Origin of the sequence: Pseudomonas sp. NBRC 111139 (assembly GCF_001753955.1) — a bacterium.
In the GTDB taxonomy this organism is placed as follows: Bacteria; Pseudomonadota; Gammaproteobacteria; order Pseudomonadales; family Pseudomonadaceae; genus Aquipseudomonas; species Aquipseudomonas alloputida.
The window spans coordinates 1-12644 of the sequence record NZ_BCBP01000116.1 but is presented as its reverse complement, the minus strand read 5'-3'; the positions used below and the strand labels follow the sequence as shown (position 1 = coordinate 12644).

The following is a 12644-nucleotide window of genomic DNA, read 5'->3' as shown; positions in this document are numbered from 1 at the left end:
CTGCTCGAAACTGCGGTCGCGGATTTCACCCAGGCGGTTGAAAAACACTGCCCTGGCCAGCGCATTGCGCGCCTCGCCCTTGTTCAGGCCGGCATGCACGCGGCGGCGCAGTTCCACGCTTTGCAGCCAGTCCAGGATGAACAGCGTGCGCTCGATGCGGCCCAGCTCGCGGAGCGCCACGGCCAGGCCGTTCTGGCGTGGGTAGCTGCCGAGCTTTCGGAGCATCAGGGAGGCCGTCACCGTGCCCTGCTTGATCGAGGTGGCCAGCCGCAGGATTTCGTCCCAATGGGCGCGGACGTGCTTGATGTTGAGCGTGCCGCCGATCATGGGTTTCAGCGCGTCATAGGCGGCGTCGCCCTTCGGGATGTAGAGCTTGGTGTCGCCCAGGTCGCGGATGCGCGGCGCGAAGCGGAAGCCCAGGAGGTGCATCAGGGCGAAGACGTGATCGGTGAAGCCCGCCGTGTCGGTGTAATGCTCCTCGATCCGCAAGTCGGACTCGTGGTACAGCAGGCCGTCGAGCACGTAGGTCGAATCGCGCACGCCGACGTTCACGACCTTGGTGTGAAATGGCGCGTACTGGTCAGAAATGTGGGTGTAGAACGTCCGCCCTGGGCTGCTCCCGTATTTCGGGTTGATGTGGCCGGTGCTCTCGGCCTTGCTGCCGGTGCGGAAGTTCTGGCCGTCCGACGATGAGGTGGTGCCGTCGCCCCAGTGCTCGGCGAAGGGATGGCGGAACTGTGCGTTGACCAGATCGGCCAGCGCCGCCCCGTAGGTTTCGTCGCGGATGTGCCAGGCTTGCAGCCAAGCCAGCTTGGCGTAGGTCGTGCCGGGGCAAGACTCCGCCATCTTGGTCAGGCCCAGGTTGATCGCGTCGGCGAGGATCGTGGTCAGCAACAGGTTCTTGTCTTTGGCCGGGTCGCCCGATTTCAGATGCGCGAAATGCCGAGTGAAGCCCGTCCATTCGTCCACCTCCAGCAGCAGTTCGGTGATCTTGACGTGCGGCAGGATCATTGCCGTCTGGTCGATCAGCGCTTGGGCGGTGTCGGGTACCGCCGCGTCGAGCGGCGTGATCTTCAAGCCTGACTCGGTGATGATGGCGTCCGGCAGCTCGTTGGCCGTCGCCATACGGTTGACGGTGGCAAGCTGTGTTTCCAGCAGCGTCAGCCGGTCGTTCAGGTACCGGTTGCAGTCGGTGGCCACGGCCAGCGGCAATTCGCTGGCCTGCTTGAGGCTGGCGAATTTCGCGGGCGGCACCAGGTAGTCCTCGAAGTCCTTGAACTGGCGCGACCCCTGCACCCAGATGTCGCCGGAACGCAACGCGTTCTTCATCTCCGACAGCGCGCATAGTTCGTAGTAGCGCCGGTCGATGCCGGTGTCGGTCATGACCAGCTTCTGCCAGCGCGGCTTGATGAACTCGGTCGGCGCGTCGGCGGGCACCTTGCGGGCGTTGTCGCTGTTCATGCCGCGCAGCACCTCGATGGCGTCGAGCACGTCCTTCGCGGCGGGAGCGGCCCGCAGCTTGAGCACGGCAAGGAATTCCGGCGCGTAGCGGCGCAGCGTGGCGTAGCTTTCGCCGATGCGGTGCAGGAAATCGAAGTCCTCGGGCTGCGCAAGCTTCTGCGCTTCGGTGACGCTCTCGGCGAAGGCATCCCAGGACATGACGGCCTCGATGGCGGCGAACGGATCGCGGCCCGCCTGCTTGGCCTCGATCAGCGCCTGGCCGATGCGGCCGAACAACCGCACCTTGGCGTTGATCGCCTTGCCGGACGCCTGGAATTGCTGCTGATGCTTGTTCTTGGCGGCGTTGAACAGCTTGCCCAGGATGCGGTCGTGCAGGTCGATGATTTCGTCGGTGACGGTGGCCATGCCCTCGATGGCAAGCGCCACCAGGGTGGCATAGCGTCGCTGCGCCTCGAACTTGGCCAGGTCGGCGGGCGTCATCTGGCCACCCTCACGGGCGATCTTGAGCAGGCGGTTCTGGTGCACCGACCGCTCGATGCCAGAAGGCAGGTCGAGCGCCTGCCACGCTTTGAGGCGTTCGATGTGTTCCAGCATGTGCCGCGAATTCGGTTTGACGGGCGATTGGCGCAGCCAGGCCAGCCAGGTCGTTTTGCCGTTGTCCCGACGCTTGAGCAGATCGTCGAGGCGGCGGCGATGCGCGTCCGACAGCGGTTCGGCCAAGGCATCGTAGATGCGCCGGTTGGCGCGGGTGATTGCTTCGGCGCTCGCCCGCTCGACGGCGTTGAGGGCAGGCAGAATGACCGACTGCTGCCGCAGGTGCTCGATCAAGGTGCTGGCCAGCACGATGCCCTTGTCGGTCTGCAAGGCCATCTCGGTCAGCAACTGGACGGCCTGCCGGTAGTGGCCCATGGTAAAGGGCTGGAAGCCGAACACCGTTTGCAGTTCGACCAGGTGCTCGCGCCGGGTCTGCTCCCGCTGCCCGTATTCGTCCCAGCTTTCGACGCTGACCTTGAGCTGGTCGGCGACCAGTTTCAACAAGGGCGGAAACGGCGGCTCATCGACGCCCAGGATGACACCAGGAAAGCGCAGGTAACAGAGCTGCACGGCGAAGCCCAGCCGGTTGGCCGGGCCGCGCCGCTGCCGGATGATGGAGAGGTCGGTTTCGCTGAACGTGTAGTGACGGATCAACTCATCCTTGGTGTCCGGCAACGCCAGCAGGCTTTCGCGCTCGGCGGCGGACAGGATTGAACGACGTGGCATATTTACTGATCCGTTCTCAAGTATTGATACAGGGTTTCGCGACTGATTCCGAATTCACGAGCCAGCTTGGTCTTTTGCTCGCCAGCCTCGACACGTTGGCGCAGTTCGGCAATACGCTCAGACGACAGGGATTTCTTCCTGCCACGGTAGGCCCCGCGCTGCTTGGCGAGCGCGATGCCCTCGCGCTGCCGCTCGCGGATCAAGGCGCGTTCGAACTCGGCGAACGCGCCCATTACCGACAGCATCAGGTTCGCCATCGGCGAGTCCTCGCCGGTGAAGGTCAAATGCTCCTTAAGGAACTCGATGCGTACGCCGCGCTGGGTGAGGCCCTGCACCAGGCGGCGCAGGTCGTCGAGGTTGCGCGCCAGACGATCCATGCTGTGCACCACGACCGTGTCGCCTTCGCGCACGAAGGCGAGCAGCCGTTCCAGTTCGGGCCGCCGTGTGTCCTTGCCCGACGCCTTGTCGGTGAACACTTTATCCACCTGGATCTGTTCGAGCTGCCGTTCTGGGTTCTGGTCGAAGCTGCTGACGCGGACGTAACCGATGCGCTGACCGTGCAAGGTATCCTCCTGAGGGAAATGTGTCAGGAAGAAATCTATGACCCTTGACGGCGTATGTCAATCAATTCGGAAGGCAACTCTATTCTGACGATTTAGCGCCGGATGGTCTGACGCCAAGTTAGGGTATGCCTTAAATTGACGCTTCGACATGAGTTGTGTATTAGATATAACTTATTGTAGTATTTGTAACATTAATCATCTTTTTGACGAAGGAGCCCGTGCTTGAGCTTTCTTGCCCTATTCGTCAGCCTGCCCACCAAGGCATCGACCGGCCGCATGCGCGTCTGGCGTTCTGTCAAAGCGCAGGGCTGCGCAACGCTGCGCGACGGGGTCTATCTGCTGCCCGACTCGGCGGACAGTGCGGCGACGCTGGGCGAAGTGGCGGCGCAGGCGGTGGAAGTCGGGGGCAGCGGCCAGGTCTATCGACTGTCGGGGTGTGACGAAGCTCAGAAGGCCGCGCTACGCGCCCTGTTCGACCGGGGCGAGGAGTACGCCAGCATCGCCGAGGAGATCAAAGCGCTCGGGCGTAACCTGGCATCCCCGGACGGCGCCGATGCCATGCGCAAGCTCCAGCCGCTCGTGCGCCGCTTCGAGCAGGTGAACCGCATCGACTTCTTCCCCGGCGAGGCGCAGCGGCAGACCTTGAGCCTGCTGGACGACCTGCGCGACGCGATCACCCGCCGTATGTCTCCCGACGAGCCGACCGCCCGGCAGACGGATATTCCGCGGCTGAACCGCGCCGACTATCAGGGTCGGACCTGGGCCACGCGGGCGCGCCCGTGGGTGGACCGACTCGCTTCGGCCTGGCTGATCCGGCGGTTCATCGACCCGAGCGCGCGCATCGTCTGGCTGGCGAGTCCCTCCGACTGCCGCAATGGCTGGCTCGGCTTCGATTTCGACGGCGCCGCCTTCAGTCATGTGGGCACCAAGGTCACCTTCGAGACGCTGCTGGCGAGTTTCGGACTTGATTCCGCCCCTGCACTGGTACGCCTGGGCAAGCTCGTGCATTGCCTGGATGTGGGCGGGCTGCCGGTAGCAGAAGCGCTGGGCATCGAATCGCTGCTCGCCGGCTTGCGCGCATCGGAACCCGATGACGACGCGCTGCTTGCCCGCGCGTGCGAAATTTTTGATTGGCTATTGAAGAGTTACGAGGACAAAACAACGTGAACGCCCCGACCAGTCCTCAGACCGCCGCGCAACCACGCCCGGCCCGTCCGTCTTTCTGGGACATCACCCAAGACGACCTGCTGCTGGCCGCAGGCTTCGGCCGTATTCGACGGCTTGTTGGCCAACTTCCGTATTTGACTGGTTACTGTTGAACTACAAGGAGAAGATCTATGAGCGTTGCGAATGAAGAGTCGTATCGCCCGAGCAAGGCGACGGATGCCACGACTGAAGCCGTCCCTCCACCCATGAGCTACCCACAGCTCTTCGCGCGCTTCCTCAAGTTCGGCTTGCTCGCATGGGGCGGGCCTGTGGCTCAGATCGACATGTTGCGCCGCGAGCTCGTGGACGAGGAACGCTGGATCTCCAGCAAACGCTTCAACAAGCTGCTTGCGGTGATGCAGGTGCTGCCCGGACCCGAAGCGCATGAAATATGCGTTCATTTGGGCATCCGAGCAAAGGGGCGGCTGGGGGGCGTGCTGGCGGGACTCGGTTTCATGCTTCCCGGATTCTTGCTGATGTTCGCGCTGTCCTGGTTGTACTTCCAGATTGAATTCGTGGGTACCGCGCTGGGCGCGGCGTTCCTTGGCGTGCAGGCGGCTGTGATCGCCCTGATCGTGCGCGCCGTGCACCGTATCGGCGAGCACATCCTGCTTGATCGCTGGTTGTGGGTCATTGCCATCGTTTGCGCGCTGGCAGCCATAGGTCGTGTCGACTTCTGGATCACCCTGCCGGCGGGCGGCCTTGTGTACGCCCTGCTCGTGCTGAATCATCGGGCCTCAGCGCTCTTGGTGACACTGGCGGCGGTGGCGCTGGCCGCGGCCGTGGCTTTGTGGGCTGCACCGACAGCGAAGCTTGTGGAAGCGGTCGTTCAGGGCCAGGCCTCGGTGCTGCTCATCTTCGCGTCGGGCCTGAAGGCCGGCTTGCTTACCTTTGGCGGCGCCTACACAGCGATTCCGTTCGTTCGCAACGACGCCGTCGGGCGCGGATGGATGACGGATGGGCAGTTCCTGGACGGCCTGGCGCTGTCCGGTGTGCTACCGGCACCGCTCATCATCTTCGCCACGTTCGTCGGCTATGTGGCGGGGGGGCCGATCGGGGCGGTGGCCATGACGGTGGGTGTCTTTCTTCCGGCCTTTGCGTTCTCGCTGATTTTCTACGACCGGCTGGAGGCGATCGTGGAGAACAAACGGCTGCACGCCTTTCTGGACGGCGTCGCGGCTGGGGTAGTCGGCCTGATCGGCGCAACCACCATCGACTTGGCGCAGGTCACTGCTGAACGTGTCCCATCGTTGACGGTGGGCATGTCGATCTTCGCCGCAGGCTTGGCATTCCTTTATGCCTGGAAGAACAAGCTCAACGTCGTCGTCGTGATCCTCGCGGCGGGATTGGCGGGGTGGCTGGTGTTTCCGAACCAAGGCTGAACCTGATCGAGTCAGCCTTCGTCGCGCCGTTTCCGATCCACCTTGCTGAGGAAGCCAAGATGCCTTACTTACTGAAGCCTCTTTCATGCGATCCGGCCAAACTCACCGGCCTGTCCGAGAAGCTGATCGTCAGCCACTGGGAAAACAACTACGGCGGTGCGGTAAAGCGCCTCAATGCCATCGAGCAGCGCCTGGCCGAACTGAACTGGGCCAGCGCCCCGGTGTTCGAGATCAACGGCCTCAAGCGCGAGGAGATGATCGCCAGCGGTTCCATGATCCTGCACGAGGTGTACTTCGATTCCCTCGGCGGCACGGGGGGCGACCCCGGCAGGGCTCTGAAGGCGGCCATCGAGCGGGACTTCGGCTCCGTGGACGCCTGGCGCGCCGAATTCACGGCCATGGGCAAGGCCCAGGGCGGCGGCTCCGGCTGGACCCTGCTGGTGTGGAGCCCGCGCCGAGGGCGTCTCGTGAACGCCTGGGCCGCCGACCACGCCCACAACTTGGCCGGGGCCACGCCTCTCGTCGCCCTCGACATGTATGAGCACAGCTACCACATGGACTTCGGCGCCAAGGCCGGGGCCTATGTGGACGCCTTCATGCAGAACCTGTCCTGGACGGCGGCCGAGGCTGTACTTGCCAATGTGGAGGGCGGAGCATGAAATGGATCACCCGCGAACGGCCCAAGATCGACCGCATCGCCTGCCCCTGGCTGGTGGCGCGCTTCATCGACGAGGCCCCCGAGTTCCTCTACGTGCCGGCCGGCGACGTGATGCGCCTCGCCGCCGACACCGACGCGATCCCCTATGACGTGCCGAATGTCGAGCTCGGCCACCACGACGACCGCTGCAGCTTCGACGCCTTCATCGAGAAGTATCAGCTCATTGACCCGGCCCTGAACAAGCTGGCGCTGATCGTGCGCGCCGCCGACTGCGGCCAGCCCCAGCTCGCGAAGGAGGCGGCCGGCCTGCTGGCCATCTCGAAAGGGCTGTCGCTCAACTTCGCCGACGACCACGAGATGCTGAAGGCAGGCATGGTGATGTACGACGCGCTCTACGCCTGGTGCGCCGCCACGCCCCTGAAGAAGATCGCGCGCTGCTCGGGCTGAAGTGATGCTGCTGCCCGCCGGGGCCGCGCCCGAGGCGCGCCTGCTGCTCGCCGGCCGGGCGCTGCGCGCCTTCACCGACGGTTATGTCGCCATCCTGCTGCCGGTCTATCTGCTGGCCTTGGGGCTGGGCACGTGGGAAGTCGGACTGATCAGCAGCGCCACCCTGTTCGGCTCGGCGCTGGCGACCCTGGCGGTCGGCCAGTGGGGCCATCGCTTCCCGCAGCGCCGGCTGCTCCTCGCCGCCGCTTGGCTGATGGCCGCCACCGGTCTGCTGCTGGCCGGCCTGGGTGGCGTTGGCAACTTCTGGCCGCTGCTGATTGTCGCCTTCGTCGGCACGATGAACCCCAGTGCCGGCGACGTCAGTGTCTTCCTGCCACTGGAACATGCCCGGCTGGCGGAGGCGGCGCAGGGCGAGGCGCGCACCTTCCTCTTCGCGCGCTACACCTTCGTCGGCGCCTTGTGCGCCGCCGCTGGCTCGCTGGCGACGGCCATCCCGCAAGTCCTGACGGATGCCGGCATGGCCCAGCTCGACGCGTTGCGCTTCATGTTCGTCGCCTATGGGCTCATTGGCGTGGCGATCTACTTTCTTTACCGCACACTGCCGAACCACCCGGTCCATGCGCAGGCGGCGCCGCCCGCACCACTGGGGCCTTCGCGCGGCATCGTGATCAAACTGGCGGCGCTGTTCTCGGTCGACGCCTTCGCTGGCGGGCTGCTGGTGCATACGCTGCTGGCGCTGTGGCTGTTCGAGCGCTTCGACCTCTCGCTCGCCGCCGCCGGACAGTTCTTCTTCTGGGCCGGACTCCTTTCGGCCGGTTCGCAACTCGCCGCCCCCTGGGTGGCGCGCCACATCGGCCTCGTCAACACGATGGTGTTCACCCACATCCCGTCGAGCATCTGTCTGATCCTCGCCGCCTTCGCCGACAGTCTGCCGGTGACGCTCGCGCTGCTGTTCCTGCGCAGCGCCCTGTCGCAGATGGACGTGCCGACGCGCTCGGCCTTCGTCATGGCCGTGGTGACGCCGGCCGAGCGCGCCGCGGCGGCGAGCTTCACCGCCGTTCCCAGGAGCCTCGCTGCCGCAGCGAGCCCCGCCATTGGCGGCGCCCTATTCGCCGCCGGCTGGCTGGCGGCGCCGCTGGTGGCCTGCGGCCTACTCAAGGTCGTCTATGACGTTGTGCTTTGGCGCGCTTTTCGGAAGTACGAGGAACCATCCTCTTGAGAGCGCTCGCGCGCAAGCACATGGCGCGGCTTAGCGTACGATTTTTTCCGAATTCTGCGGGCTCCCCTATGTTGATTCGCCCAGCCGTGAAGAGCTGGAACGTTACTTCCACCTGAGCGATGAAGACCGTGAAGCCATCCAGGTGCTGCGGGGTAACCATAACCGTCTGGGTTATGCCGTTCTGCTGACCACCGTCCGCTTCGTTGGCGTTCTGCCGGACAAGCCCGCCGCCGTGCCGGTGGAAGTCCTGCAGGTGCTTTGCCGACAACTGGCGATTCCAGACCCCGACTGCCTCCAGCGCTATAGCGATCATCGCCGCTGGATACATGCCACCGATATTCAGAACCGCTTTGGCTATCGTCATTTCACCGATCCGGGCATCGGCTTTCGCTTGAGCCGCTGGCTGTATGCCCTCTGCTGGACGGGCACCGACCGGCCGGGAGTGCTGTTTGAGCGAGCCACCTCGTGGCTGTTCACACAGAAAGTCCTCCTGCCTGGTGTGTCTCAACTAGAGCGCTTTATCGCCCAGTTGCGCAGTCGGGTCGAAGAACGCCTCTGGTTTACGCTGGGCCGCAGCGTGACTGAGGAACAGCGATTGCAACTGCAAGACTTGCTGACGGTGGCCGAAGGCAACCGCAGCTCCCGGCTGGATCAATTGCGCTCCGGCCCGGTCATGGTCAGTGGCCCCGCGTTGATTCGGGCACTGCGCCGGCTCGATGACGTGCGCGGCATCGGCATCACCTTGCCGGCGGCGGCGCACATCCCTCCCAGCCGTATCGCCGCCCTGGCCCGCTTCGCCAACACGGCCAAGGTCACCGCGATTAATCGGCTGCCGGCGTCGCGGCGGATGGCGACACTGGTGGCCTTCGCACTCTGCCTGGAGGCGACTGCGCACGACGACGCACTGGAAGTCCTGGAGGCCTTGCTGCGCGACCTGTTCAGCAACGCGGAGAAGGCCGACAAGAAAGCCCGCATGCGCAGCCTGAAAGACCTGGATCGGTCGGCCGCGACGCTCGCCGCCGCGTGCAAGGTCGTGCTGGACAGCTCGATCAGCGATGACAACGTGCGCGCCCGGCTGTTCAACGACCTGCCGAGGACCACCCTGGAAAAGGCCCTGGAAGAGGTCAACGCGCTGATCCGCCCGGTAGATGACGTCTATTTTCTTGCATTGGAAGCGCGCTACCGCAGCGTGCGCCGCTTCCTGCCCGACCTGCTCAAGCACATCCGCTTCGGCTTCAGCCCGGCCGGCAAGGGCGTGGCGGCTAGTCTGGAGTGGCTGCAACTGAACCTGCCGCGCCGGAAGCCAGAGGATGACGCGCCGCAGGAGATCGTGGCCAAGGCTTGGCAGAAGCACATCACCCGCGAAGATGGCTCCCTCGACATGGGTGCCTATGTGTTCTGCACGCTCGATGCGCTGCGCACGGCCCTGCGCCGCCGCGATGTCTTCGTCTCGCCCAGTTGGCGCTATGCCGACCCGCGCCTTGGCCTGCTCGACGGTGCCGAATGGCTGGCGGCGCGACCGATCATCTGCCGGTCACTGGGCCTGACCATCGACGCCAAAACCACCCTGGACGCCTTGTCCGTCGAGCTGGATGCAACCTGGCTGGCAGTAGCCGCGCGCCTGCCCGACAACCCGGCGATTCAACTGAGCGAGAACACCGAGGGCAAGACCGAACTGTCGCTCGGGGCGCTGGACAAGCTGGACGAGCCCTGCTCGTTGCTGCAACTGCGGGCGGCCGTGTCTGACCTGATGCCGCGTGTCGATCTGCCGGAAATCCTCTTGGAAATCGCCGCCCGCACTGGCTTTTCCGAGGCCTTCACCCATGTCTCCGAACGCAATGCACGCGCCGACAACCTGGTCACCAGCCTCTGCGCGGTGCTGTTGGGCGGGGCCTGCAACACCGGCCTGGAGCCCTTGATCCGCACCGACAACCCGGCGCTGCGCCGTGACCGGCTGTCCTGGGTCAGCCAGAATTATATCCGCGACGACACCCTGTCAGCGGCTAACGCCATCCTGGTCGGAGCGCAAAGCCAACTGGAACTGGCCCAAGTCTGGGGTGGCGGCGAGGTCGCCTCCGCCGATGGCATGCGCTTCGTCGTACCGGTGCGCACCGTGCATGCCGGCCCCAATCCGAAGTATTTCGGCACCGGCCGGGGTGTCACCTGGTACAACCTGATTTCCGACCAATTCTCCGGCCTCAACGCCATCACCGTGCCCGGCACGCTGCGCGACAGCCTGGTGTTGCTGGCGGTCGTGCTGGAACAGCAGACCGAGTTGCAGCCGACGCAAATCATGACCGACACCGGGGCCTACAGCGATGTGGTGTTCGGGCTCTTCCGCCTACTTGGCTACCACTTCAGTCCGCGGCTGGCCGATGTCGGCGGTACCCGCTTCTGGCGCACGCGCCCGGACGCGGACTACGGCAAGCTCAACGGGCTGGCCCGCCAGTCGGTCAAACTCGACCTGATCGCCGAGCACTGGGACGACCTGCTGCGCCTGGCCGGCTCGCTCAAACTCGGCCGGGTGCCGGCGACTGGCATCATGCGCACGCTGCAAACGGGAGATAGACCCACCCGGCTGGCCCAGGCGCTGGCCGAATTCGGGCGGATCGAAAAGACTCTGCACACGTTGACCTATATCGACGACGAGTCCAAGCGCCGCGCCACCCTGACCCAGTTGAACCGAGGCGAAGGCCGGCACAGCCTGGCCCGCGCCGTGTTCCACGGCAAACGCGGCGAGCTCCGCCAGCGCTACCGCGAAGGCCAGGAAGACCAGCTCGGTGCTCTGGGCCTGGTGGTGAACATCATCGTGCTGTGGAACACCCTCTACATGACGGCGGCCGTGGAACGGCTCAAGCAGCACGGCTATCCAGTGCTGGAAGAGGATTTGGCCCGGCTATCGCCGCTGATCTACGAGCACATCAACATGCTCGGGCGGTATTCCTTTGCGGTACCGGAAGAAGTTGCGCGCGGCGAGCTGCGGCCACTGCGTAATCCAGACGACGACCTGTGATCCCCCTAAACGCTATGAGCAACACCCAAGCTGCTGCTGGATCGGCGGGCACTTCACCGAGCCGAACGAACAGAAAACGCAGCAATCCCCTGGGTTGGGGCGCAGCAGCGCCTTGCAGTTGCTGCACTCGTAATAGAACTGGCAGGCGTCCGTGGGCATGGTTTCCGGCTTGGCGAAGCCGCAGCGCGGGCAAGTCAGCACGGACTCAAGGACAATGGCGCTCATCGTGACCTCACTTCTGCACTGTGGAGGGGTATCCCGCGTTCGCGGTCGCCTCAGTCAGTGCCTCGGGCTGGGCCTTATCGGGATCGTAGGTGACGGTCGCCGTCTTCTGGTCGAAATTGACCTGGACGTCACTCACGCCGGACACCTTCTCCAGCGACTTCTTGACCGTGATCGGACAGAGTCCGCACGTCATGTTCTGCACGTCGAGCGTGACGGTTTTCGGGGGAGCCGCCAGCGCCACGAAGGGCAAGGCGAAAAGCACGGCGATCAGCAGTTTGCGCATGGTTAATCTCCTTCAGTAGAACAGCGGGGCGAGCCACGGCACGGCCAATAGGCCGAGCAGCAGCACGCTGACGATCCAGAACACGAGTCGCTGTCGCACGAGCGTGCGCGGATCGGCGCAGGGTGTACCTGGCGTACAAACCTGTGGCACCAGGTAGAGCTTGCGGAATGCCAATCCCAGGAACAGTAGAGTCAACCCGATGAAGAGGGGGCGTAGTGGCTCCATCATGGTCAGAGCGCCCACCCACGTACCGCCGACACCGAGTGCCAACAGCACCAGTGGCCCGACACAGCACACCGACGCACCGATGGCGGTCAGCGAACTCGCGACCAGCGAGCCTTTCCCGGTGAGTTGCATCCCCATTCCCATCTCCTGAGCCTGATTGCCTAGGTGCTATTCTAAACTCCGTACCAAAGTACGGAATCAAGGAGAAAGTGATGGCCACAGAGCTGACCATTGGCAAGCTGGCAGACGCCGCCGGGGTGAACGTCGAGACGATCCGCTACTACCAGCGACGCGGGCTGCTGGATGAACCAGCCAAACCCTTGGGTGGCCATCGGCGCTATCCGGTGGACATGGTGAAGCGACTGCGTTTCATCAAGCGGGCTCAGGCGCTGGGTTTCACGCTCTCGGAAGTCGGTGGACTGCTGACGCTGGATGAGTCGTGCGCCTGTGCCGAAACGCGAGCACGGGCTGCACGCAAGCTCGCGTTGATCGAGCAGAAGATGGCCGACTTGGTCGTCATGCAGCAACTGTTAGGCGAACTGGTGCAGCAATGTGATGCGGGAGACGGCGGAACGATCTGCCCGATCATCGAGGCACTGATCAGAGAGTAATGCCTGGCGGGTGAGCTGGAGATCGGAAAGCCCCTTTACGGTGGGATTCAGAGCTTACGTTGGTTTTTGGTTCCATTGCTCCCCAAACCCC

12 protein-coding genes are annotated in these 12644 nt (G+C 64.4%); 7 read left to right on the top strand and 5 right to left on the bottom strand.

Going from position 1 to position 12644, the window contains the following annotated elements:
• Both BJQ17_RS28825 and BJQ17_RS28820 read right to left on the bottom strand, forming a co-directional pair.
• Positions 1-2721 (bottom strand): Tn3 family transposase (locus BJQ17_RS28825; RefSeq protein WP_054895643.1); only part of this gene is annotated, 2721 nt, incomplete at its 3' end.
• 2 nt (positions 2722-2723) lie between these two features.
• Positions 2724-3284 carry a recombinase family protein gene (locus BJQ17_RS28820; protein WP_003124096.1) on the bottom strand — a complete coding sequence of 187 codons (561 nt, stop codon included), beginning with the start codon at positions 3282-3284 and terminating at the stop codon, positions 2724-2726.
• A 222-nt stretch (positions 3285-3506) separates the two neighbouring features.
• Between BJQ17_RS28820 and BJQ17_RS28815 the strand changes: the two genes are divergently transcribed.
• From BJQ17_RS28815 to BJQ17_RS28790, 6 genes are all read left to right on the top strand, one after another.
• Positions 3507-4451, top strand: coding sequence for a chromate resistance protein ChrB domain-containing protein (locus BJQ17_RS28815; protein WP_069017348.1), 945 nt, complete (start codon positions 3507-3509; stop codon positions 4449-4451).
• 170 nt (positions 4452-4621) lie between these two features.
• The gene (chrA, locus tag BJQ17_RS28810) at positions 4622-5872 is read left to right on the top strand and encodes a chromate resistance efflux protein ChrA (RefSeq protein ID WP_139121098.1); all 1251 of its coding nucleotides are present in this window, start codon (positions 4622-4624) and stop codon (positions 5870-5872) included.
• A gap of 59 nt (positions 5873-5931) precedes the next feature.
• Complete coding sequence (locus BJQ17_RS28805; protein WP_069017347.1) at positions 5932-6531, top strand: superoxide dismutase; 600 nt, start codon at positions 5932-5934, stop codon at positions 6529-6531.
• The gene (locus BJQ17_RS28800; protein ID WP_054881236.1) at positions 6528-6977 is read left to right on the top strand and encodes a chromate resistance protein ChrB domain-containing protein; all 450 of its coding nucleotides are present in this window, start codon (positions 6528-6530) and stop codon (positions 6975-6977) included. Before BJQ17_RS28805 ends, BJQ17_RS28800 begins: the two co-directional genes overlap by 4 nt.
• A gap of 4 nt (positions 6978-6981) precedes the next feature.
• A complete protein-coding gene (locus tag BJQ17_RS28795; RefSeq protein WP_054881235.1) occupies positions 6982-8196 on the top strand; it encodes an MFS transporter in 1215 nt (404 codons plus the stop codon).
• A gap of 40 nt (positions 8197-8236) precedes the next feature.
• On the top strand, positions 8237-11209 hold the full coding sequence (locus BJQ17_RS28790) for a Tn3 family transposase (protein ID WP_070096965.1): 2973 nt from the start codon (positions 8237-8239) through the stop codon (positions 11207-11209).
• A 12-nt stretch (positions 11210-11221) separates the two neighbouring features.
• Here the strand turns inward: BJQ17_RS28790 and BJQ17_RS28785 are convergent, their stop codons facing one another.
• From BJQ17_RS28785 to BJQ17_RS28775, 3 genes are read right to left on the bottom strand one after another with little or no spacing between them, the layout of a single operon-like run.
• A complete protein-coding gene (locus BJQ17_RS28785) occupies positions 11222-11434 on the bottom strand; it encodes a GDCCVxC domain-containing (seleno)protein (protein ID WP_003089113.1) in 213 nt (70 codons plus the stop codon).
• Positions 11435-11441: 7 nt separating this feature from the next.
• Positions 11442-11717, bottom strand: a complete 276-nt coding sequence (gene merP, locus BJQ17_RS28780) for a mercury resistance system periplasmic binding protein MerP (RefSeq protein WP_003150552.1) — start codon at positions 11715-11717, stop codon at positions 11442-11444.
• Between the two features lie 12 nt (positions 11718-11729).
• A complete protein-coding gene (locus tag BJQ17_RS28775; protein WP_003089115.1) occupies positions 11730-12080 on the bottom strand; it encodes a mercuric transporter MerT family protein in 351 nt (116 codons plus the stop codon).
• Between the two features lie 74 nt (positions 12081-12154).
• Here BJQ17_RS28775 and merR point away from each other — a divergent pair, with 74 nt between their 5' ends.
• The gene (merR, locus tag BJQ17_RS28770) at positions 12155-12553 is read left to right on the top strand and encodes an Hg(II)-responsive transcriptional regulator (protein ID WP_003089120.1); all 399 of its coding nucleotides are present in this window, start codon (positions 12155-12157) and stop codon (positions 12551-12553) included.
• Positions 12554-12644 lie beyond the last annotated feature (91 nt).